Genomic DNA, 23,087 nt, shown 5'->3' on the forward strand with positions numbered 1-23,087 from the left:
GCGTCGTGCCGCCGGCCGGGCTCGGCAGCCGCACCCGCACCGGCCACGACTTCCTCCCCACCCCGTGCGCCGCATGTTCCTGCCATCTCGACGACTACACCCCCAGCGTCGAGGACGAGCGCATCTGGGCTGCACCCGCGCCCGGTTCGGGCGGGCCGGGTCCGCGCTACCCGCACCCATGGCTATGCCGGCTCTACGCACTTGGTAGGGGCGTGATGCTGTCCGACCCCGTGCCGTGTCGGTGATTGAAAAAGGGCCCGCGCCCTTGTGAGCTGGGTGTTCTTCAGGCAACCAGACCAGCAAGGAACGCGGGCATGCTCCACAGTAGTGGCTCACTGCTGCTCGATCTCGACGGCATCGTCGTCGAGTCGGTGCAGCGCATCGACGACGGCAACCGGATCGTCCGGCTCGGCACCGACCCGAGGTGGGCCGGAGTGTGCCCACAATGCGGGCAGACATCGATCCGATCGAAGGGCTGGGTCACCACCCATCCCCGCGACGTGCAGATCGGTCCGGACCGCCCCGTGCTCGAATAGCGGAAACGGAAGTGGTTGTGCACCAATAGATTCTGTGATCGCAAGGTGTTCACCGAGTCGGTGCCGGGCATCCCGGCCCGCGCCCGCATCACCCCGCGAGCGAAGACCATGATGGCCGCCGCTGTCCTCGACGAGGATCGTTCCGTGGCCGCCGTCGCCGCCGAGTACCGGTGCGCCTGGCACACCGTTCACGATCGGGTCATCGCTGTCGCCGACACCGCACTCGACGACGAACCAGAGCCCGTGCGTGTGCTCGGCATCGACGAGACCCGCCGCGGCAAGGCCAAGTGGGAGACCTGCCCCGACACCGGCGCCCGGCGATGGGTGGACCGATGGGACACCGGCCTGGTCGACATCGCCGGCCACCAGGCCTGCTCGCCCAGGTCAACGGCCGCACTTCGACGGCGGTGATCGACTGGCTCGAGGCACGCGATGAACAGTGGCGCCGGCAGATCACCCACGTCACCATCGACCTGTCCGGCGTGTACGCCAAGGCCGTACGCGAAGCATTGCCGCATGCCGAGCTGGTCGTCGACCGGTTTCACCTGGTCAAAAAGGCCAACGAGATCGTCAATGCGGTGCGCCGGCAGGTCACCCAGACCCACCGTGGTCGCCGCGGCCGCAAAAGTGATGTCGAGTGGATCAACTGTCGTCGGCTGCTGCGCGCAGCGCAGACCCTCACCATCGAGCAGCGCACCGAACTGTTCACCAAGCTGCTCACTGCCGACCCGAGCGAGGAGATCGCCGCCGCCTGGATCGCCAAGGAGCTCCTATGGGACCTGCTGGCCTGCACCGCCCGTGGTGGGCTGCGGTACGAGATCCGGGCTGCGTTGTATCGGTTCTACAAGTTCTGTGCCGCCTGCCCGATCCCGGAGGTCACCACGCTCGCGCGCACCGTGGAGACCTGGCAGGGCCCCATCATCCGGGCGGTCGAGACCGGCCTGACCAACGCACGCAGCGAGGGTTACAACCGGATCGTCAAGCACGTCGGCCGGATCGCGTTCGGATTCCGCAATCCTGACAATCAACGCCGCCGGGTACGGTGGGCGTGCACTCGCCGCTCCCGGCGGAGCGCACCCAGCCGGCATCAATGCCACTGCTAACCGCGAAGAGCCGGTTTTGGCGTGGCGCGGGGTGACCGTGTCGATGACCTGCCCGTCGGTGAACACGTCGCCGTGCCAGTGAAAGTGGCTGGCCAGATCAGCCGGGGCCTTCGTCACCCTCGAGCCGACGATGAACTTCAGGCCGGCAGCATCGAGGTCCTTCAGGTTCGTCGCCGACAGCATCCCGGCATCGGCGGCGATAACCATCTCCACCCCGTCGAGATCGTAGCGGGCCTGGAACTGCCGCACGATCGGCACGATCGTGCGAGTCTCGGCGTGGTTTCCTTCGAAACACCCAATCTCCAAAGGGAATCCGGTGCTATCGACGAGCAGCCCGACGACGATCTGCGGGTCCACCCGGCGTTCCTTGGAGTATCCGACCTTGCGCAGCTCGTCTTCCTTCTCGGCTTCGAAGTACAAGGTGGTGACGTCGTAGAGCAGCAGGTTCAGATCTCCTGCGGTGGCGGCGTGCTCGAAACACCGCTGCGCGATGTCGTCGCGGTAACCGTGGGCGGTGCAGCGCTGCAGGGTCCGCACGAAGGTGTTGCGGTGGGCGGGTGCGATCCCGATCTCCCGCAGCACCCTGCCCGCGTCCGCAACCGATGTCGGCTCGACGAGTCGGGCTGCCACGAGCTGGAAGAACGAGTCGTTGTCGACCACATCGAAGCCGAGATGCCGCCAGGCGGAGTCGATGATCTCGATCAACCACCGGGACCGCTTGCCGGTGATCGTTGGCGGTGCGCTGCTGGTGGCGCCCAGATCGAGGTCGAGTTCCTGTTGGCCGGCGAGCAGTTTCTCCCGGGCGGTGTCGAGTAGGGCGGCGAGTTCGCTGTCGGTGTGGGCGGATCCGAGGTGCTCGAGGACCTTGTCGCGGCGGCCGTGCTTGGCCGCGATCTGCACCGCGGTTGCTCCCGAGGCGGTGCGGACTTTGCGGATGTAGGCGGCCTTCTACCGAGCTGTTAGTGTGCAATTCTCCGAACACGCACCGCCGCTACCTGCACGGATATGTCGGACTACCCCGGAAATCGACCAACCTGGTGCAACTCGGGGGGGCACGTACAGTGCAATCCCTCGACGTCACGGGTTGGTACGCGCGGCCGGATTCACTCACCGGCCTCGCTCACCAACCACTCCCCCACCACCTCCGCGAGATCGGTGCCCCCTCGCTTCGGTGAGGTGGGTGCGCCCGGCTGAGTTCGAGAAAATCGTGGAGTCGGCTGCCGGCGCCGCCTGCGGTACACCATCGATGTCGAGAATCGTCCCTCGTTCCCGCAGATAGGAGTCACCGGCAACTTCATCGAACGACAACACTGGCGTGACACACGCATCCGTGTCATCGAAGACAGTTCTCCAATGGTCGCGTTCTTCGGACGCAAAGATCTCCGCGAACCGAGCTCGCAGGGTCGACCACTCCGTCCGATCGTTCTGATCCGGCAGCGTTGTTTCCGCGAGCCCGAGGCCGGCGAGCAGAGCTGCATAGGATTGCGGTTCGATGGCGCCGACTGCCACAGCTTTCCCATCGGCGCATTCATAAGTGTCGTAGAACGGCGCTCCTCCGTCGAGGAGATTCGTTCCGGACTCAGATGACCACTCACCGAATCCCTGCATCGACCACATCATCTGGGACAGGGCGGAGACACCATCCAGCATGGCGGCGTCGATCACCTGCCCTGAACCAGATCGTTGCCGCTCGAACAATGCTGTCAGGATCCCGAGGAGCAGGAACATCGACCCGCCACCGAAGTCCCCCACCAGATTCAGGGGCGGCACTGGGCGCACCCCCGCCTTCCGATCGCGTGCAGTGCTCCTGTCAACGAGATGCAATTGATGTCGTGCCCGGAGCGCAATGCCATTTTCCCGTCCTGGCCCCAGCCGGTCATCCGGGCGTAGATCAATCGCGGATTGGTTTCGGCGCACTGCTCAGGTCCTACCCCAAGACGTTCGGCCACTCCCGGTCTGAAGCCCTCGATCAGGACATCCGCCTGCTCGATCAGCCGGAGCACCAGGTCGCGTTCGTCGGGATTCTTCAGATCGGCCGCGATTGAGCGACGGTTGCGCAGCATGTAGTCGGGGTGACCGTCGAGGACGTCGACGCCAGAGGGGGTGGGCCGGTCGACCCGTACAACCTCGGCGCCGAGATCCCCCAGGATTATCGCCGCATGAGGTCCCGGCCAATTCCTGCCAACTCGATCACTCTCAACCCGCTTAGCAGCCCGGCCATGTTTGCACTCCATTCATGTCGTGATGCTCAGATCTACTGCTGCACCATGTTTTGATCGGTCTGAACTGTCAGCGGATAAATTTTGGAGACCGCTTGTTCTGGAAGGCTGCGACGCCTTCGATGAAGTCGGGTGCCTCCAACAGTGCGAGTTGCCCCGCACGCTCCCGCTCGAAGGCAAAATCGAGTTGGGTCAGCGTCGCCGCATTGATCGCGTCCTTGGTGGCGCGGAGGGCGGACGCAGGGCCCGCGGCCAGCCGACCGAGGAGCGAGTCGACTTCGGCATCGAACTGATCGTCCGCGTACACCTGGGCAATCAGGCCCGCCTGCTTGGCCTCATCGGCGGGGAGGCGTTCCGCCAGGAGGGCCAACCCCATAGCCCGCGCGCGACCGACCGATGCCGCTACCAGTGCCGTAGCACCGCCATCGGGCATCAGTCCGATTCTGGTGAACGCTAAAAGGAAGTAGCTCGATTCGGATGCCACCGTCAGGTCACATGCCAACGCCAGTGACACACCGACGCCTGCCGCCGCGCCGCGAACTGCTCCGACAACCGGGTGCGGGAAGGCCCTGATCGTCGCGGTGACTCGATTGGCCGCATCAATCGTCGCGGCCGAGGGCGCGGCGGACAAATCCAAACCGGCGATGTCCGCGCCGGTGCAGAATGCTCTACCCGCACCGGTGAGGACGGCGGCGCGTACCTCGGGGTTTTCCGAGTGCGCTTCGAATGATTCGGCGATCGCGTCGAGGGTTGCTGTGGTGACAGCGTTCATGCTGGCAGGGCGATTGATGAGGACATGGAGCACGCCGTTATCGACGCTGCTCACCACTCCGGTGTCGACGGTTGTCACAGCGACTCCTTTAGATGCGGGGAACCGCCCCCGCTACTTCGACGGGGGCAATTCGGGGTTCGAGTTGGTATGCGAATACCGATGCCGGCTTGACGGTGGTTCGGCTCGGTCGAGGCTAGCATGACTAGTATAACGACCGTTAGCCTCAATCTTTCGTGAGTCCCGCGTGCCGGCCTGACCAGTTCGGATTCGATGGTGGAGGCGGTGGATCCGGTGTGCATCCACGCTTGGTCGCCCGACACGGTCGGGTGACGTCGGGGTCCACGGCCCCGAACTGAGTGTCCTTTCGACTCGATAAATGAAGATTCGTGCAGGTCACACAGGTGCAGGTAGCGCGGTGAGCCGGTTCAGGCCGGCCACGAGAACATCGACACCGGGAGCCGTCGCGGCCAGCCGCAGCCGAACCTGACGGGCATGGCGGGCGATCTTCCCGGCGATCGACAGCACCCGCAGCCGCAGCCGTTTCGGCTCCCACCGCCGCGCCGGGACCTCGGTGAATGCCAGCATCTGCATCCACGCGGTCAACTCGCATGCCAGTTGCACGAGCGCGAGCCAGATCCGGTTCTGATCGAACCCGTGCAGCGGAAGATTCTGCAGCCCGGTTGCTTTCGCTGTCCGGATCCGGTCCTCGCACCGAGCCCGACGGCGGTGCCGCAACTCCAGATCGGGGAGTTGCCCGCGGCGGGTGTTGGTCACGAACGCCGTCAACCGCAGGCCGTCACGGTCGGTGAACCGCAACTGCGCACCCGGATGCGGTCTCTCCTTCCTGACGATCACGCGCATGCCGGTCGGCCACGTCGACAGGTCGAGCAGCCCGGTGATCTCGGTGACCCAGGCCCCGTCCCGGACCTGCCCGTCCGAGTCGTAAGCCGGAGTCCATGCCTGCTCGGGAACCAGATCGATCGCGGCGGCATAGGCGTCGGTCAACCCGAATCCCACCGAATACGAGAGCCTGCGCTTGGTCAGATACTCGATCAAGGAGTGGGTGCCACCGGCACCATCGATCCGGACCAGCACCTTCTTCCCGACCCGATATCCCGGGTCGAACGGCAACTGCGCCAGGGCGCCCTGCACGACAGTGACGTGATCGGCGGCGGTGTTCGAACCGGCATTGCCCGGGCGCAGCAGCATCGCGACGGGTTCACCGGTGCCGTGCTCACCGTGGTCGACGAACGCACACAGCGGATGAAACCCGAAGCCGCGTTTGAAGTTCGGGGCAGCAGATTCCTTGTCCGAGTGCGCGGTGACGAGGGTGGCATCGATGTCGATGACCAGCGGTGTGTGCTCGTCGATGGCGTGATCGGGTGCCACCGACCCGGCGGCGGTCCAGGCGTGGGCGCGGGCGGTAGCGCGGGCCCGTCCGATCGCGGCGAGAGCGGTGTCGGCATCACCGGCGAGGGTGGTGATCAGGCGGGAGACAGTCGGGTCGGAGGCCACCTGGCCGAACAGTTCGGGGTGGGCGCGTAGTTGGTTGATGTCGGCGAGGCAGTCCCCGCCGATCGCCAGGGAGAGCGCGAGGTCGAGGAGGATCTTGCCAGGATCGTGGCGTGCCAACGGTTTCCGGAACTGAGCGAGTTCGGTCGTCAATGCTGTGGTGAGGCCGGTTTTCTCGGCGGTGCGCAGCAGCAGGACAGCGCCGGCATGGGACACGACGCCGGTTCCGGTACCCGATGCGGACAGGTGTGGGTAGGGGGACGTAGACTTGCTCACCTGAAGGGTGCTCCTGGCTCACGCGATTGTTCAACCTTAGACAAGTCGAATTATCGCAGGTCGGAGCACCTTTCTTTCTGTGTGACACGGGTTGAGGTCGAATTTCCGTGAAAGCCCCGGGTTAGATACTTCGTTGACCTGATGTTGACCATCCTGATTTCTCTGTATCGAACGTTATATAAACAGTTCGATCCATCTTGAGGAGGCTACGTGGCCGACGAGTCACTCCCATCCGAACCCGAGGCACTGTACGAGCGGCGTGGCAACATCGCGCTCATCACGCTGAACCGTCCGCGTGCCCTCAATGCCGTCAACGGCGCACTGTCCACGGCAGTGGGCACCCTGCTCATGCAGGCGGACTCCGACGACGAGATCCGCGTCATCGCTCTCACTGGTGCCGGTCGCGCGTTCTGCGCCGGTGCTGATCTTAAAACCATTGCGGCGGGCGAGAACGTCGACGCCGACGTGAACCCGGAATGAGGTTTTGCCGGCTACGTGCAGCACTGGGTGAGCAAGCCGACGATTGCCGCGGTCAACGGCTTCGCCCTGGGCGGCGGCACCGAACTGGTCCTGGCCAGTGACCTCGCGGTCGTCGACGAGAACGCCCAGCTCGGCCTGCCGGAGGTCAAGCGTGGCCTGTTCGCGGCCGCCGGCGGGGTGATTCGCCTGCAGCAGCAGATGCCGCGCAAGGTTGCCCTCGAACTCGCGCTGATCGGTGAGCCGATCACCGCAGAGCAGGGCAAGGAACTGGGCCTCGTCAACCGAGTGGCCCCGGCGGGGACCGCCCTCGACGTCGCGCTCGAACTCGCGTACCGAGATCGCGGCGAACGCGCCGATCTCGGTACGGGAGTCGAAGGCGATGATCCATGCCACTGCCAGCGGCTCTGACTGGGACCGGGGTGTGTGGGATGCGAACGCGAAGGCGATGACTGTGGTCTTCAGCAGCGCTGATGCCAAGGAAGGCCCGACCGCATTCGCCGAGAAGCGTGCCCGGTCTGGCAGGGTCGCTGACTCTTCAATCTAGGTCCGGTGCCCCGTTGATTCGCATCCAGGGCACCAACCCCAGACACCTACAAACTTAGTACTGCAACGACAGTTTGTGACCACCGGTGCACGTGTGGTAATTGATCACTTGTGCAGTCGGAGGTGTTGGAATGGTCAGCGGGGTTCACGGCGTTCTGCAGTCGGTTCGCGCACCGGTTCTCGCGGGTGGAGTCACGGCGGCGGATGGGTGCCTACGTGCGCGGCCTGCTCGCGGAGGTCGAACGCAAGAACGGCTGGACGCTGGCCGAGGCCGCCGGGGACACCGGCCCGGAAGGCATGCAACGACTGCTGAACTTCTACACCTGGGACTGCGACGGGCTGCGCAATGACGTGCGAGACGTGGTGGTCGAGGCGATCGGCGACGAGCAGACCGGGGTATTGATCGTCGACGAGACCGGATTTCTGAAGAAAGGCAACAGATCCGCGGGCGTGGCGCGGCAGTACTCCGGCACCGCCGGACGGATCGAGAACTCCCAGATCGGGGTGTTTTTGGCCTACGCTTCCGACCGCGGTCGGGCATTGATCGATCGAGAGTTGTATCTACCCAAGTCGTCGACCGAGGACCGCGATCGGTGTCGCGATGCCGGCATCGACGACAGCATCGAGTTTGCGACCAAACCCGAACTGGCGCAATCGATGATAGACCGTGCTCTCGATGCCGGCATTCCGTTCGGGTGGGTCACCGCCGACGAGGCCTACGGTCAGGTCGGCCTCGAAGACATCACAAACTGCGGCTGCAGTACTAAGTGCTGAGTTCCTCTTTGGAGGCGTAGATTAGAGGGTGAGTATATCGGTTCGAGTCGATCGGAGGCGAGCCGGATGCCGAAGATCCTGCGCGCACGCCCGGCCGTGGACAGCGACGAGGAACGGACGGTCCGCCGATTGGCCGGCGCCCGGCACGCTCCCGCCGACTGGGTGCAGCGAGGCCGGATCATCGCGCTGAGCTGGGACGGACTGCGGGTCCCGGCCATCGCCGCGCAGCTGGGCTGCCACGAGCAGACCGTGCGTCGATGGCTCGAGCGGTTCAACGCCGACGGGCTCGACGGGCTGGCCGATCGGGGTGGTCAGGGCCGCAAACGTCGGATCACCGAGGGTGAGCGGTCCCGAATCCTGGCCCTGGTCAAGCAGACTCCGCCCGGTCGTCCGGACCGCACACCGGACGGGCAGCTCGCGGCCGCCGAGGCGGCCGGTCCGCCGGAGTGGACCCTGAACGCCCTGACCGCCGCGGCCCGGGCCGAGGGCATCGACGTCCACCGCAGCCAGGTGCGACGGATCCTGCTCGCCGAGGGGGTGCGGTGGCGGCGCACCCGCACCTGGATCCGGTCCACCGACCCGGATTTCGCGGGAAAAGGACACGGATCGTCGCGCTCTACACCGCACCACCGGCGAACGCGACGATCCTCTGCGCCGACGAACTCGGCCCGGTGATCCCGCGCAGCTTCCCGCCGGCGCCGGGCGGGTCTCCCGACGGGCACCGCATCAAGGCCACACTCGATTACGGGCGTGGGCCGGAGAAGACCTGGGTGTACGGGGCGCTGCGTCCGAGGGACGGCCACGAACTTACGATGACTGCATCCTGTCGTAACAGTATTGCCTACCAACGGTTTCTGCAGGTCATGGAGCGGGACAACCCCGACGGCGAGATCGTGGTGGTCACCGACAACCTCTCCTCCCATCGCAGCGTGTCCACGCGAGCTTGGCTCGAGGAACATCCCCGGATCCGGCAGGTGTTCATCCCGGTCGGTGCGTGCTGGCTGAATCTGCAGGAGGGGTGGTGGCGGATCTTCCGTAAGGCCGCGCTGGCCGGGCAGACCTTCGCCGATCCCGACGAGATCGAGGCGGCCACGCTCCTGGCCACGGCGCAGCTCAATGCCCGAGCCCGACCCTGGCTCTGGGGGCGCCCGGCCCCTCCGACCCGGAAACTACGCCGACGTTTTGTCTACTTTCTTTGAGGAATTCAGCACTACAATTCCGGCTCGCGTCCGGATCCGAGTGAGCGCAAACTGCTTCGCATCGAGGTCCGTAACACGGGGACGCCGATCGAACGCAAGCCGAACTGGATCAAGACCCGCGCGAAGATGGGCCCGGAGTACTCCAAGCTCAAGTCACTGGTCAAATCCAAAGGCCTGCACACCGTGTGCGAAGAAGCTGGCTGCCCCAACATCTACGAGTGCTGGGAGAACCGGGAGGCGACGTTCCTCATCGGCGGCGACCAGTGCACCCGCCGCTGCGACTTCTGCCAGATCGACACCGGTAAACCTGCTGAGCTCGACCGTGACGAACCCCGTCGTGTGGCCGAGTCTATCCGCTCGATGGGGTTGCGCTACTCCACAATCACCGGTGTCGCCCGTGACGACCTGCCAGACGAGGGCGCTTGGCTCTATGCCGAGACCGTCCGCAAAATCCACGAACTGAACCCAAACACCGGGGTGGAGAACCTGATCCCGGATTTCCATGCCAAACCCGACCTGCTGGCCGAGGTGTTCGACGCACGGCCGGAGGTGCTCGCGCATAACCTGGAGACGGTGCCGCGGATCTTTAGTACTGCAACGACAGTTTGTGACCACCGGTGCACCTATGATAATTGATCTTGGTGCAGTCTGAGGTGTTGGAGTGGTCGGCGGGGTTCACGGCGTTCTGCAGTCGGTTCGCGCACCGGTTCTCGCGGGTGGAGTCACGGCGGCGGATGGTGGCGTATGTCCGTGGATTGCTCGCGGAGGTCGAACGCAAGAACGGCTGGACGTTGGCGGAGGCCGCCGGGGACGCCGGCCCGGAAGGCATGCAGCGGCTGCTGAACTTCTACGCCTGGGACTGCGACGGGCTGCGCGATGACGTGCGAGACGTGGTGCTCGAGGCGATCGGCGACGAGCAGACTGGGGTGTTGATCGTCGACGAGACCGGTTTTCTGAAGAAAGGCAACAGATCCGCAGGCGTGGCCCGACAGTACTCCGGCACCGCCGGGCGGATCGAGAACTCCCAGGTCGGGGTGTTTTTGGCCTACGCGTCCGCTCGTGGTCGGGCATTGATCGACCGGGAATTGTATCTACCCAAGTCCTGGACCGAGGACCGCGATCGGTGCCGGGACGCCGGCATCGACGACGACATCGGATTCGCAACGAAACCCGCACTGGCACAGTCGATGATCGAACGTGCCCTCGATGCCGGTGTTCCGTTCGGGTGGGTCACCGCCGACGAGGCCTACGGTCAGGTCGGCCGGCTGCGGATGTGGCTCGAATCGCGCGGTGTGGCGCACGTGTTGGCGGTGCCGAAAACGCAGATGGTGGTGTCGATGCAGTTGCGGCAACGCCGCGCCCACACCGTGATCAGTGAAGTGGACGCGTCGGTATGGCAACGGTTGTCGTGCGGGGACGGCGCGCACGGACCGCGGGTCTACGACTGGGCTGCGGTCCCGATCCGGCCGCTGCGCGAGCCCGGCCGGGGTCACTGGCTGTTGGCCCGCCGTTCGATCGCCGACCCGGAGCAGATCGCCTACTACATCTGCTACGGTCCCGCCGACACCCCCCTTGCCAAGCTGGTGCGGGTGGCCGGCAGCCGGTGGGCGATCGAGGAGTGTTTCCAGACGGCGAAGAACGAAACCGGACTCGACCACTACCAGGTCCGGGGCTACACCGCCTGGTACCGGCACATCACGTTGTCGATGGCCGCGGCCGCCTTCCTGACGATTCTGCGTCGACACGCTCAAAAGGGGGGTCTTCAGGTGGTCCCGGTAATCTGATTCCTCTGACGGTCAACGAGATTCGACGACTGTTCAATCGTATCGCCTGTCCCGTTCGGCACGCCTTCGCTCACCTGTGGCATTGGTCGAACTGGCGGCGCATCAGGCAAGCCAGAGCCCGCGCCAGCCACTACAAACGACGACATCACAAACTGTCGTTGCAGTATTAGAGCATGTCTCTTGTGGGTGGGATCTTCTGTGCGGCATAATGCACCATCGTGGTCGATGCGTTGTCTTCCCGGCTGGTGCCGGATGCGTTGTGGGAGATCGTCGAACCGCTGTTACCCGGATTCCGGGCGCGGCCACAGGGCGGCGGCCGCGCAGCGCTCGATGACCGGGCAGTGTTCACTGCCATCGTCTATGTGCTCACCAGCGGGTGTGCGTGGCGGCACCTGCCACCGTCGTTCGGGGTCAGCGTTCCCACCGCGCACAGACGCTTCACGACCTGGGCCCGGGCCGGAGTATTCGACGAGCTGCACCGGCGCGTCCTCGACCGGCTCGGCGCCGGCGGGGACCTGGACTGGTCCGCCGCGATCCTCGACGCCGCCCACGTACGGGCGAAAAGGGGGGCTCTCTGACCGGTCCCAGCCCGGTCGATCGAGGCAAGAACGGATCGAAGATCCATATCCTGTCCGACGCGGACGGCATCCCGCTGGTCACTGCGGCGACCTCGGCGAACACCCACGACAGTGTCATGTTGCAGCCCATGGTCGCCGCTATCCCCGCAGTGCGCTCGCCTCGCGGGCCGCGTCGCCGCAGGCCCGGACGGCTGCGGGCGGACAAGGGCTACGACTATCCCGTCCACCGCCGGTGGTTGCGCGCACGGAGCATCGTTCCGCGGATCGCCCGCCGCGGCGTCGACAGTAGCGAGCGTCTCGGGCGTTACCGGTGGAAGATCGAACGCACCCTGGCGTGGCTGAGCGGCTACCGGCGGCTGACCATCCGCTACGAACGTCTCGGTGAGCACTTCGCCGCCTTTCTCCAACTCGCTGCGGCGTTGACCTGCTTCAAGAAGCTCGCCAAATGAGACATGCTCTTAAGCGCATCCGTCCCGCGTTTCGGTACGAGCGGTCCCTTGAGGTGATCACTGCAGCCCGCGCGTTCGGTCTGGTCACCAAGTCGAATCTGATCCTAGGCATGGGTGAGACGCCTGAGGAGGTGCGCGAGGCGATGGCGGATCTGTACGAGGCCGGCTGCGACATCATCACCATCACCCAGTACCTCCGCCCCTCGCCGCGGCACCATCCCGTCGAACGCTGGGTCAAGCCAAAGGAATTTGTCGAGCACTCCGAGTACGCCACCGAGCTAGGCTTCGCCGGCGTCATGGCCGGCCCGCTGGTCCGGTCCTCGTACCGCGCCGGACGCCTCTACGCCCAGGCCATGGCCCACCATGGGCGCACGCTGCCCGGCGGTCAGGCACACCTTGCAGAGAGGGGCATCGCGTCACAGAAGGCCGATTCACTGCTCGCCCGATCTGAAAGTCATTAAATGATGTTTCGGTAATAGATCGTGTCGCTGCACGTGATTCGCACCGCGCTGCTTGATCATTGCCGAATGGCAGGGAAGGAGACCGGTTCCAGCGAGGAGTCCAACGCCCGGAAAGTCAAGCAACGCGGTGTTCGTCGTGATCTCGACGCGTTGCGTGAGCGGCGGATGCGGGCGGCGGAGATGTTCGCTGCAGGACGACGGCAGATCGATGTCGCGGTCGAGCTGGAGGTCTCCCAGCAGACTGCGTCCCGGTGGTTTCGGCAGTGGGCGGAAGGCGGTAGCGAAGCGCTCGAAGGAGCAGGTCGTGCGGGTCGCCGGCCGCGCCTCGATGACGCCCAGGTCGAGGTGATCCGAGAGGAATTACTCCAAGGTCCCCCAGGCTCACGGCTTCGCCACCGGGGTGTGGACCCTGGGCCGGGTCGCGATCGTGATCGAGCGGCTCCCTCGCGTGCACTACGGTCCCACCCAGACCTGGACGATCCTGCGGACCCGGCTCGGCTGGAGCCGGCAACGTCCCGCCCGGCGCGCGGTCGAACGCGATGAGGACGCCATCGGCGCCTGGCGCGAGAGATGAGTGGCCGCGGATAAAAAAATAGCGCGGCGCCGAGGTGCATGGATCTGCTTCCAGGACGAAAGTGGCGTGTCGCTGCTCCCGGTGGTCCGCGCAACCTGGGCGCCCAAAGGCGTCACACCGGTTCTGCATCACCGTTCTCCTGGAAGCGCATGTCCATGGCCGCAGTCCTGGCCTATCGGCCTGACCGCAGCGAAAGCGCGTTCGTGTTCTCCATGACCGACGGCGCCTACAACACCGACACGCTCATCGAGTTCCTCACCGAACTGCGCACCCACTTCGCCGGGCAGAAGCTCATCGTAATCTGGGACAGGCTCATGGTCCACCGGTCCCGGGCGATGACCGCATGGCTGGCAACCCAACGCCACTGGCTCCACGTCGAACGTCTCCCGGCCTATGCACCCGAGCTCAATCCCATCGAACAGGCATGGGGGAACATGAAATCCACCGAACTGGCCAACCTGTGTCCCGATACCCTCGACGAGGTCCGCACCGCGACCGAGACCGGACTGACTCGCATCGGCTCGAACTACGACCTGTGCCACAGCTTCCTCGACCGCACCGGACTTTCCTTATGATCCGAACTCACTCAATTACCGAAAGGTCTGTAATTTCGCGCTTTCAGGGAAATTCGCGATCGCCGGGTGCCCTAAACGAAGAATGGTGCTCTGAACTGGGATTATTCGACTTGCTGAGGGTCGAGTTTCAGACAGTTCGAGGAGCACCATTCAGGTGAGCAAGTCTACGTCCCCCTACCCACGCGTGTCCGCATCGGCCACCGCAACCGGCGTCGTGTCGCATGCCGGCGCGGTCCTGCTACCAAGCACCGCGGAGAAGACCGGCCTCGCTTCGGCACTGACGACCGAGCTCGTAGCGTATCGAAGACCGCCGGCCCGCCACGATCCCGGTAAGATCGTCCTCGACCTCGCCGTGAGCCTGGCGATCGGCGGGGACTGCCTCGCCGACATCGCACAACTGCGCGCCCACCCCGAACTCTTCGGGCAGGTGGCCTCCGATCCGACCGTCTCCCGGCTGATCACCACCCTCGCTACACACCGGAACAGTCGCTGGCTGCGATCGGGCGTGCCCGCGCCGCCGCCCGCTCCCCGCGCCTGGACCTCCGCCGGTACGTCGGCTCCGAACCATGCCATCGACGAGCGCCATCTGCTGGTCATTGACATCGATGCCACTCTCGTCACCGCCCACTCCGAAAAAGAATCCGCTGCCCCGACATTCAAGCGGGGCTTCGGGTTCCACCCGCTGTGTGCGTTCGTCGACCACGGCGACGGCGGCACCGGGGAACCCGTCGCGATGCTGCTGCGACCCGCATCGACGGCGCCGGCGGCACCCCCCAACTGATCGAGTATCTAACCAAGCGACGCCTGTCGTATTCGGTCGGGTTCGGCTTGACCGACGCTCACGCCGAGGCGATCGACCTGGCTCCCGAGCGTGCGTGGACACCGGCCTACGACGCCGACGGCCACGTCCGCGACGGTGCCTGGGTCACCGAGATCACCGACCTGCTCGATCTGTCGAGCTGGCCGAAAGGCATACGGGTCATCGTCCGGAAGGAGCGCCCGCACCCAGGTGCGCAATTGCGGTTCACCGACCGCGACGGCCTGCGCCTGACAGCGTTCGTGACCAACACCCGTGGTGGTCAACTGCCCGATCTGGAGCTTCGGCACCGGCGTCGGACACGGTGCGAGGACCGGATCCGGACAGCGAAAGCCACAGGGTTGCAGAACCTTCCACTGCACGGCTTCGATCAGAATCGGATTTGGCTGGCGCTCGTGCAGCTTGCGTGTGAGCTGGTGGCGTGGATGCACATGCTCGCGTTGACCGATACCCAGGCACGGCGATGGGAACCGAAACGGCTCCGGCTGCGGATGCTGCCGATCGCTGGGCGGGTCGCCCGGCACGCCCGCCGGGTTCGGCTCCGGCTGGCCAAGACAGCTCCCGACGTCGATGCCCTCGTAGCCGGCCTGAACCGACTTGCAGCCCTTCCTTCACCTGCGTGACCTGCACGTATCCGTCCGATCGCGACGAAAGGGAACGATCTTCGGGGCCGTGGACCCCGACGCCACCCGACCGTGTCGGGCGGCTGACCGTGACTGCACACCGAATCCGCGGTCTCCACACCCAATCCGAAGGCCCTCAGGCCAGCGCACGGGACGCAGGAAAGATCGAAGCCAGTGGCTCGTCATGCAACCTTGGCCGGGTAATGCGGGTACTCGGCCCACGACCGGATCGGTGAATCAGGAACAAATCGGGTCTTCGGCTCGGCACGAGCATTACGCCACCGCGCATATGCGGCGATCGCGGCGTTCTGCTCGGCATGACTGCGATGGTCGGTGCCGTTCAACGCGAAATACCGCAACGCCGCGAACTCCGACTCGATCCAGTTCAACCACGACCCGTACGTCGGCAGAAACACGAGTTCGACATCGTTGTCGGCGATCCACCGACGCACACTCAGGTGCCGGTGCGGGGAGAAGCTGTCGAGCACCACATACAACTTCTCCCCAGGCCACCTGGCCCGCAACACTTTCACGCTTGCGCGGACGAATCCGGTAATACATTCGGCCACTGGATAAATCGAGTGCGGCGAGCATGTGCATCACACCGTCGTAGCGGTGATACGTCGCCCGCAACCGCAACGGATGCGCGGTCGGTCGCCACGATTTCCCTTCACTCGGCTGTAGGTTCAGCGGACCGAACTCGTCCACACAGATCACCCGTCCATGTCGTGGTGGCCCGCCAGGTGACCTTCCCGTCACGCAGGATGCGACGCAGTGTCTCGCGACTGATAGTCGGCCCGATCGTCGTTGCGATCAGATGCTCGGCCAGCTTGGTCAGACTCCACGTGGAGAACGCGGTGATCTTCCAATCGGTGGGGGACGTCCGGGCGATCAAGCAGATCTTCTCGCGAGTCTGCTCATCGATCGCCTTCGGGCGTCCCCCTCTCCGTTTTGGGTGCACGCCTCGAACCCCTGCTCGATGAATGCGTGGATGACATCGCGGACGTGATCATCGCTGACCTGCATCAACGAGGTGATATCCTCGACGGTCTGGCCTTGGGCGGACATCAGCACCACGATGGCGCACCGGAGCTTGATCGGGTCCTTGGCGGTGCGGCTGATCTTCTCCAGCCGTCGGCCTTCCTCCACGGTCAACGATCGGACGAACACGCTCGGTTGACATCCACGACCACCTCCTTATCGGTACAGAGACAGTCTGCCGCGAACCTCACCTCGTCTTTGGGACTACCCGGTCAACGATCCGAGACGAGCCACTAGCCACTAGCCACTAGCCACTAGCCACTAGCCACCGAAGTAGCATGGCATCTCTCGAATTGCGTGGACGAAATTCCCTGTGACGTACTGTGGTGATCCGGCTTGAATATCAGGGAGTTGCAGGAACAGTTCGCGAAAGATCGCCCGAAGTTGAATCTTGGCAACCTGATTTCCGAGGCAGAAGTGCGCTCCACCTCCACCGAATGCGAGGTGGGGGTTGGGGTCCCGGCTCAGGTTGAGTACGTCGGGGCTGCTGAACACAGAGGTGTCCCAGTTCCCGGAAGCGTAGAACATCACCACCTTGTCGCCGGCGGTAATCCGCTCGTTGTTCAGTTCGAAATCGGTCGCGGCGGTGCGGCGGAATGTCATGACCGGCGACGCCCAGCGGACGAACTCTTCGATCGCTCCTCCGATGCGCCCGTCGAAATCCTCGAGCAGCCATGCCCGCTGGTCAGGGTTGTCCGTGAGTGCCTTGAGTGCGTGGCTGGTGGTCTGCCGGGTCGTGTCGTTCCCCGCCACGCACAGCAGCACGAAGAATGCCGCGATCTCGGCGTCGGTGAGTTGTTGCCCGTCGACCTCGGCTTCGACCAGACTTGTCATGAGGTCGTCGGTGGGCTCCCGCCGACGCTGTTCGGCTACTGTTAATGCGATCTCGTGGAGTCGCTGGGTCCACTGCCCGACCATCTGAAGCGGATCCCTGCCCGCGAGGTAGACCTGATCGGCCCAGGAGACCAGGGCTTCGGCACCTTCCGATACGTCCCCGCGGAGGTCGTCCGGAATTCCGACCATGTCCGAAATGGTCTGCAACGGAAGAAGTCTCGCGCAGTGGGTCACGAAGTCCGCGCCGCTGCCGGCTTGGGCGAGGCCACTGACGATGGCCTTCGCATTCGCCCGGATCTGGCTCTCGATGCGCTTGACCTGTTTGGGCGTGAACGCGGCGCTCACGAGTTTGCGCAACTGGGTGTGCCGGGGAGGATCCATCGCGAGGAACGATTGAGAGGCCTCGAGGAGTTCCTCCGGGACGTTCTCGAACATCGTGCCCTGGCCGGAGATGAAGACATCGTTCCGGCGGCTGACCTCGACGATGTCGGCATGCCTCATGACGGCCCAGTAGCCGGGATCGTCCGGGTCTTTGAGTAGTGCGTCCTCTACCGGGGGATGCCAGGTGACGGGGCGATTGGCACGCAGGTCGGCGTACACCTGCTCGCGGTCCGCTGCGGTGGTGGACCAGAACGCGCGAGCCGACAGGTTCGTGCTGTCGTAGGGCCGGAGGAGGGCTGCTTCGGTTGTCATCAGCTGTCCAATCGAGGAAGGTAGATCGACTTGATTTCGCTGTAGGCGGAGATGGCCTCGGGGCCGAGTTCCCTGCCCAGGCCACTCGCCTTCACTCCGCCGAACGGAGCACCGATGTCCAGGTCGAAGTAGTTGATTCCGACGGTGCCCGTCTCCACCCGCCGCGCCAGCTCCAGGCCCTTCGCGGGATCCGCGGTCCAGATGGTTCCACCGAGTCCGTAGTCCGAATCGTTGGCAATCGCGACCGCCTCATCGATGTCGCGGTACGGGATGACGGTGAGGACCGGACCGAAGATTTCCTCACGAGCGATCTCGGCTCCGTTGTCCACGTTCCCGAACACGGTCGGCTCGACGAACCACCCTGTGTCGGCGCTCGGTCGGCCACCGCCGACCGCGATCGTGGCGCCACTCTTCTTGCCGAGTTCGATATAGGACTCGACACGCTGGCGCTGGCGCTCGCTGACGAGTGGACCGATCGCCGTGGCCGGGTCCATCGGATCGCCGATGGGCAACGCGCCTGCGAGTGCCGCCACGGCGTCGAGCACCTCGCCGTACCGGGACGAGGGCGCGAGGATCCGCGTGGACAGGTAGCAGGTCTGTCCGCTGTTGAGAAGCGACGCGGTGGCGAGCCCCTCGACGGTGCTGGCCAGGTCGGCGTCGTCGAGCACGATCGCAGCGGACTTGCCGCCGAGTTCGAGGGTGACGGGGCGCAGAAGCCGTCCGCACACCTCGCCGATCTTGCGTCCGGCCGCGGTCGATCCGGTGAAGGCCACTTTGTGCACCCCGGGGTGCGCGACAAGGTACTCGCCGACATCCGCGCCGCCGGTGACGATGTTGAGTACGCCCGCCGGCAGTCCGGCACGGTGAGCCGTCTCGGCGAGCATCAGTGCGTCGATTGTCGTTTCGGGCGAGGGCTTGAGCACGACGGTGCTGCCTGCTGCCAGCGCCGGTGCGAGTTTGAACATCGTCAGGACCTGCGGGAAGTTCCACGGAACGACGGCGGCGACCACGCCGATCGGCTGGCGGCGGACAACCGTCTGGCCGTTGCCGTCGAGGCGGTCGCGCGTTTCCTCGAGCGGCAGGGCACGGGCGAGCGCGGCGTAGTAACGAAGGATACCGACCGGGCCGTATCCCTCTGCGGGGGTCGAGATCGAGATGGGCATCCCGTTCTGGATGGTCGTGAGCTCTGCTCGCTCGGCGGCGTTCTTCTCGAGTTCGTCGGCGAATCGCTCCAGCACATCGGCCCGCTCGGCTGGGTCGAGTGTGCCCCAGCCCGTCGATCGCAGGGCACCTGCGGCGGCCGCAACCGCAGCGTTCACGTCGGCCGGGCCGGCCAGCGGCACATGTCCGATCGCGCGTTCGGTGTACGGAGAAACGACCGAAAGTGACTGTGCGGAAGAAGGATTACGCCACTCACCGTCGATGTAGAGACGATCGTACTCGTGATTCATGCTGTGCCCTTCGTTGCCAACTGCTGCCGAGTCCGGGCAAAGGACAGCGCATCCGACCACGATGCCCGCCGCGCGATCAGCGCCCGGAATTTCATGATCTCGCGCTGCTTGTTCAGCGCGAGAACGCCTGCTACACGGTCTTCGGAGCGGTAGAGCGCTACGAAGGAACCGGAGTCTCGTTCTCCCAGAACGATTTCGACTTCATCGCAATCGGGGACACCCACGAATTGGATTCTGGAGTCGTACCAATCGGACCAGAAGTAGGGAATCGTCTCGAATGGTTGCGCACATTCCGGCATGGCTGCGGCGGCGCCGGCCGCCGCGCCCTGGCCGGCCGCGCTGCTCCAATGTTCGAGCCGCATGTGGCGGCCGAAGATCGGGTTGTACCACCGCGCGACATCACCGGCGGCGTAGACACCAGGCACGGTCGTCGCGAGGTTCTCGTCGCAGACGATTCCGTTGTCCAACTCGAGCCCGGAGCCCTCCAGCCACTGGGTGGCCGGTTCCGCACCGACCCCCACGACGACAAGGTCGGCTTCCAAGACGGTTCCGTCCGTGAGCCGGACACGTTCGACGCGGCTGTTTCCTTCGACGGATTCCACGGAAACACCGCACCGCAAGTCCGTGCCGTTGGCGAGGTGCAGGGCGGAACATGCGTCACCCATGACCTCCCCGACCGATCGCACGAGGGGAGTCGGATTGGCTTCGACGATGGTCACCGGCAGATCGCGCTTGCGTGCGCCGGACGCAACCTCGGATCCGATGAACCCGGCTCCGACGACCACCGTACGTGCGCCGGCGTCGAGTGCCTCGCGGACTGCGATGGCATCGTCGAGCGTCCGCAACGTGTGCACACCCTGCAGGTCCTTCGCATTGGGAAGGGATCGCGCAGTGGCACCCGTCGCAATGACCAGACCGTCGTAGGAAATCTCCTCCCCACCAATCAGAATCGTCCGCTCCGACGCGTTGAGCTTCTCGGCTGGCGCTCCAAGCACCAGCCGAACGTCCAGTTCGTCGGCTATTTCCGACTCGGATCGGAAATAGGGCGGATCGCACGGGCCCTCGAGGAACGCCTTCGACAGTGGGGGACGGTCGTATGGCAGATGCTGTTCGGCACCGACGAGACTGATCGAACCGTCGAAACCTGCCTTTCGTGCGCCTTCGACCGCGCGGATGCCCGCAAGCGAAGCACCGACCACCACCAGTTTTGAGCGGGTGCTCACGGGACGATCCGTAGGGCACGGGTGGGACAACCTTCCACCGCTTCCTCGATGGTGGCGAGCATTCCCTCCGGCACAATGTCGGTGAGCAGCACCAAGTCGCCCTGATCGTCAACCTCGAACACCTCGGGCGCGATCGCCTCGCAGATGCCCAGGCCCGTGCACTTCGTCGCGTCGAGTGAAATCTTCATCGGTTACACCACCTCAGGGGTTCGGCAGAAGGACCGGCTTGACGACGTCCCCGTTGAGAGTCGCCTGCTCGGCTTCGTTGATGTGATCAAGGGGGAAAGTCTTGATCAGTTTGTCGAAGGGGAAGCGGCCGCTGGCCCACAACGCGATGAGCTTCGGGATCAGCACCTGCGGGACGGCATCACCCTCGAGAATCCCCATTACGTTGCGGCCAACGGCCAAGGCAGCGGGGTCAAGAACCAGATCGCCTTGCTGCACACCGACCAATCCGCATGTCCCGGTCGGCCGCAGCGCGTTGATGGCGGTGGTGATCACCGATGGAATGCCCGTGGTGTCGAGCGCGTACTGGGCGCCACCTGCGGTGGCTTCCACGATTGCCTCCAGCAAATCCTGTTGTCCGCCGTCGAAGGTGTGGGTCGCGCCGAGTTCGCGAGCAAGCTCACGACGCGCTGGGTTGAGGTCGACTGCGATGATCGTGGTGGCGCCGGCGACCTTCGCCGCCATCACTGCGCTCAGTCCGACTCCTCCGGCGCCGAAGACGACGAAGCTCGAGCCCGCGGTAACCGAGAGCGCCACCAGCACCGAACCGGCCCCGGTCTGGATTCCACAACCAAGGGGACCGAGCAGTTCCAGCGGGAGAGTCGGATCGACCTTGACCGCGTTTCGCTGGCTGACCAGGGAATGAGTCGCGAAAGAGGACTGACCGAACCACGCGGCCGCCACCGGCAATCCTTCCTCGTCGGTCACCGTGCTCACCCCGTCGAGTCGGGCGCCGGTCAGGTTCCTGGCAAAGAAGGTGTCGCAGTACGCGGGATGCGCACTGACGCAGTTCGTACAGGCCCTGCACGAATCGAAGCTGAGCACCACGTGATCTCCAGGCGCGAAATCGATTACCGCCGATCCCACGGCTTCGACGATCCCCGACCCCTCGTGACCGGGGATTATCGGTGGTGCTGCAAGAAAGCCGGGGACGCGAGGCAGCACGTCCGTGTGGCAGAAGCCCGCACCGACAATTCTGACCCGCATTTCCTCCGGTCCCGGCTCGGCGAGGTGAACCTTCTCGATGCGATACGCCGCATCAGGCGCGCGCAGGACGGCTGCAGTGATTTCCATGGGCTGTTCCTATGACTGTGCGGAGATTCCGGAGAAGATTGATGTCGCACTGAGCTTTTCAGGCAAGTCCGATTAGGCGGTCACGCAAAGCGGCCAGGCCAACGCCCCACAGACTTCGGCATACCGGAGAGTGACGGCACCGATAAGACCGACACAGAATCCCTGCGGACAACCTACGACATCACCAATGACGCGCATCACATTATGCAGAGCGATACACACTGTCAAGGCATATTGTCAGACAGTCTGTAAGATCGCGGCGAAAGGCTGGCGACTGCCCCCGAGTACTGTTCGGGTACGGTCCGGGTGCTGCACTGGCGCCAGCTTCAGCGGGCCCACAAGGCGCGGAGGCCAAGGAAGGACACGGACATGCCGTCGATAACCCGGGGTTCTCAATCGAGTCGCAGACAGCGCCGAGAAGAGATCGAGCGAGAGATGCTGTCCACCACCGACAGACTGATGGGGATGGGCTACACCTTCACCGAACTCAGTGTGGAGCGCCTGGCAACCGAGGCCGGGATCTCGAGGGCGAAGTTCTACGCTTATTTCGAGGACAAGAGCCATCTACTACGCCTTCTCGCTCGACATGCCTTCGCAGAATTGTCCGAGGCCGCTAGCCAATGGTGGAGCACGGCCGCACGCAAGGAACCCGCTGATCTTCGCAATGCGATGCGGGCCATCATCGCTGCCTACGAGGCTCATCGCGCACTGATCGCAGCAGTGATCGAGATGGCTGAATACGACACGGAAGTGAACGAGGCGTATCAGTCGATAATGGAGTCCATCGTCGATTCTGTCGAGACCCTCATCGTCGAAGGGGAAAGCGCCGGCTGGATCAGATCCCCCCTCGCTTCCCGTGACACTGCCAGCGCACTCACCTGGATGGTGGAGCGCACGGTCCATCAGGCACTCCGCAGTTCACCAGCGCAAGACCTCGACGAAGTTGCCGACTGCATGACCGAGATAGTTTGGCGTACTTTGTATCTCGAATCTGCAGGCTCATAGAAGGCTTGACTCACACGTTCCTCGATGCGATTCGATTGGCGCCCTGCGCCAACTGGAACTAGCCGCCGACTCAGGTTGAGTGTCTAGTCCGGGGAGACTCTTGAAACAAGTGCGCGTAGCGACGAAGTCAGGAAGTGCTCGTCGCGGATGGTCAGCTGCCAGTAGCCGGGCAATCGTGCATTCAACCTTCCACCAGTGCCGGCCGAGTCGGTTGTTGCGGACGATTCCGCATCGCACTATTGCGTGCAACGATCCCGTGTCCAGGC

General features: G+C 64.6%; 17 protein-coding genes and 9 pseudogenes. 14 read left to right on the top strand and 12 right to left on the bottom strand.

The window, feature by feature from the left end:
- Positions 1-267 precede the first annotated feature (267 nt).
- Positions 268-1,639 (top strand): annotated as a pseudogene (locus GON09_RS24910) (ISL3 family transposase).
- 12 nt (positions 1,640-1,651) lie between these two features.
- Here the strand turns inward: GON09_RS24910 and GON09_RS24915 are convergent.
- The 4 genes and pseudogenes from GON09_RS24915 to GON09_RS24930 all read right to left on the bottom strand — a co-directional run.
- Positions 1,652-2,575, bottom strand: a pseudogene (locus GON09_RS24915) (IS1634 family transposase); the annotation flags it as partial.
- 167 nt (positions 2,576-2,742) lie between these two features.
- A pseudogene (locus GON09_RS24920) lies at positions 2,743-3,860 on the bottom strand (CaiB/BaiF CoA transferase family protein).
- Positions 3,861-3,928: 68 nt separating this feature from the next.
- Positions 3,929-4,708 (bottom strand): enoyl-CoA hydratase, encoded by a 780-nt coding sequence (locus tag GON09_RS24925; RefSeq protein WP_213934711.1) that lies wholly within the window; start codon positions 4,706-4,708, stop codon positions 3,929-3,931.
- A gap of 315 nt (positions 4,709-5,023) precedes the next feature.
- Complete coding sequence (locus GON09_RS24930) at positions 5,024-6,418, bottom strand: IS1380 family transposase (RefSeq protein WP_213934638.1); 1,395 nt, start codon at positions 6,416-6,418, stop codon at positions 5,024-5,026.
- A 210-nt stretch (positions 6,419-6,628) separates the two neighbouring features.
- Between GON09_RS24930 and GON09_RS24935 the strand changes: the two are divergent.
- From GON09_RS24935 to GON09_RS24985, 12 genes and pseudogenes are all read left to right on the top strand, one after another.
- Positions 6,629-7,429 (top strand): annotated as a pseudogene (locus GON09_RS24935) (crotonase/enoyl-CoA hydratase family protein).
- A gap of 123 nt (positions 7,430-7,552) precedes the next feature.
- A pseudogene (locus GON09_RS24940) lies at positions 7,553-8,170 on the top strand (IS701 family transposase); the annotation flags it as partial.
- Between the two features lie 111 nt (positions 8,171-8,281).
- Positions 8,282-8,890: a helix-turn-helix domain-containing protein gene (locus GON09_RS24945; RefSeq protein ID WP_213934712.1), complete on the top strand. Its 609-nt coding sequence runs from the start codon at positions 8,282-8,284 to the stop codon at positions 8,888-8,890.
- Positions 8,887-9,414 carry a transposase gene (locus tag GON09_RS24950; RefSeq protein ID WP_213934713.1) on the top strand — a complete coding sequence of 176 codons (528 nt, stop codon included), beginning with the start codon at positions 8,887-8,889 and terminating at the stop codon, positions 9,412-9,414. The genes GON09_RS24945 and GON09_RS24950 overlap by 4 nt, the downstream gene beginning before the upstream one ends.
- Before the next feature lie 3 nt (positions 9,415-9,417).
- Positions 9,418-10,002 (top strand): annotated as a pseudogene (locus GON09_RS24955) (lipoyl synthase); the annotation flags it as partial.
- Between the two features lie 53 nt (positions 10,003-10,055).
- The gene (locus tag GON09_RS24960; RefSeq protein ID WP_213935207.1) at positions 10,056-11,198 is read left to right on the top strand and encodes an IS701 family transposase; all 1,143 of its coding nucleotides are present in this window, start codon (positions 10,056-10,058) and stop codon (positions 11,196-11,198) included.
- Positions 11,199-11,428: 230 nt separating this feature from the next.
- A protein-coding gene (locus tag GON09_RS24965) for an IS5 family transposase (RefSeq protein ID WP_374195417.1) occupies positions 11,429-12,225 on the top strand; the annotation gives its coding sequence in 2 pieces (ribosomal slippage) (positions 11,429-11,764 and positions 11,767-12,225; 795 coding nt in all).
- An 11-nt stretch (positions 12,226-12,236) separates the two neighbouring features.
- A pseudogene (locus GON09_RS24970) lies at positions 12,237-12,686 on the top strand (lipoyl synthase); the annotation flags it as partial.
- A gap of 66 nt (positions 12,687-12,752) precedes the next feature.
- Positions 12,753-12,980 (top strand): annotated as a pseudogene (locus GON09_RS29025) (helix-turn-helix domain-containing protein); the annotation flags it as partial.
- 106 nt (positions 12,981-13,086) lie between these two features.
- A complete protein-coding gene (locus tag GON09_RS28470; protein ID WP_307854536.1) occupies positions 13,087-13,260 on the top strand; it encodes a helix-turn-helix domain-containing protein in 174 nt (57 codons plus the stop codon).
- A gap of 149 nt (positions 13,261-13,409) precedes the next feature.
- Entirely contained in the window at positions 13,410-13,835 is a 426-nt protein-coding gene (locus GON09_RS24980) for a transposase (protein WP_213934715.1), read from the top strand.
- 214 nt (positions 13,836-14,049) lie between these two features.
- Positions 14,050-15,275, top strand: a pseudogene (locus tag GON09_RS24985) (transposase).
- Between the two features lie 182 nt (positions 15,276-15,457).
- Here GON09_RS24985 and GON09_RS24990 read toward each other — a convergent pair.
- The 8 genes from GON09_RS24990 to GON09_RS25025 all read right to left on the bottom strand — a co-directional run bounded on the left by GON09_RS24990 (position 15,458) and on the right by GON09_RS25025 (position 21,816).
- Complete coding sequence (locus GON09_RS24990; protein ID WP_213934716.1) at positions 15,458-15,766, bottom strand: transposase; 309 nt, start codon at positions 15,764-15,766, stop codon at positions 15,458-15,460.
- A gap of 179 nt (positions 15,767-15,945) precedes the next feature.
- Entirely contained in the window at positions 15,946-16,236 is a 291-nt protein-coding gene (locus GON09_RS24995; RefSeq protein WP_213934717.1) for a helix-turn-helix domain-containing protein, read from the bottom strand.
- Complete coding sequence (locus GON09_RS25000; RefSeq protein WP_374195418.1) at positions 16,167-16,424, bottom strand: helix-turn-helix domain-containing protein; 258 nt, start codon at positions 16,422-16,424, stop codon at positions 16,167-16,169. The genes GON09_RS24995 and GON09_RS25000 overlap by 70 nt, the downstream gene beginning before the upstream one ends.
- A gap of 153 nt (positions 16,425-16,577) precedes the next feature.
- Positions 16,578-17,843 carry a cytochrome P450 gene (locus GON09_RS25005; RefSeq protein WP_213934720.1) on the bottom strand — a complete coding sequence of 422 codons (1,266 nt, stop codon included), beginning with the start codon at positions 17,841-17,843 and terminating at the stop codon, positions 16,578-16,580.
- Positions 17,843-19,294, bottom strand: coding sequence for an aldehyde dehydrogenase (locus tag GON09_RS25010; RefSeq protein WP_213934721.1), 1,452 nt, complete (start codon positions 19,292-19,294; stop codon positions 17,843-17,845). Before GON09_RS25010 ends, GON09_RS25005 begins: the two co-directional genes overlap by 1 nt.
- A complete protein-coding gene (locus GON09_RS25015) occupies positions 19,291-20,517 on the bottom strand; it encodes an NAD(P)/FAD-dependent oxidoreductase (RefSeq protein ID WP_213934722.1) in 1,227 nt (408 codons plus the stop codon). The genes GON09_RS25010 and GON09_RS25015 overlap by 4 nt, the downstream gene beginning before the upstream one ends.
- The gene (locus tag GON09_RS25020) at positions 20,514-20,705 is read right to left on the bottom strand and encodes a ferredoxin (RefSeq protein WP_213934723.1); all 192 of its coding nucleotides are present in this window, start codon (positions 20,703-20,705) and stop codon (positions 20,514-20,516) included. The genes GON09_RS25015 and GON09_RS25020 overlap by 4 nt, the downstream gene beginning before the upstream one ends.
- A gap of 13 nt (positions 20,706-20,718) precedes the next feature.
- Positions 20,719-21,816 carry an NAD(P)-dependent alcohol dehydrogenase gene (locus GON09_RS25025; RefSeq protein WP_213934724.1) on the bottom strand — a complete coding sequence of 366 codons (1,098 nt, stop codon included), beginning with the start codon at positions 21,814-21,816 and terminating at the stop codon, positions 20,719-20,721.
- Positions 21,817-22,185: 369 nt separating this feature from the next.
- Between GON09_RS25025 and GON09_RS25030 the strand changes: the two genes are divergently transcribed.
- On the top strand, positions 22,186-22,821 hold the full coding sequence (locus GON09_RS25030) for a TetR/AcrR family transcriptional regulator (protein WP_213934725.1): 636 nt from the start codon (positions 22,186-22,188) through the stop codon (positions 22,819-22,821).
- Positions 22,822-23,087: the final 266 nt, after the last annotated feature.

It is taken from the genome of Rhodococcus sp. B50 (assembly GCF_013602415.1).
In the GTDB taxonomy this organism is placed as follows: Bacteria; Actinomycetota; Actinomycetes; order Mycobacteriales; family Mycobacteriaceae; genus Rhodococcus.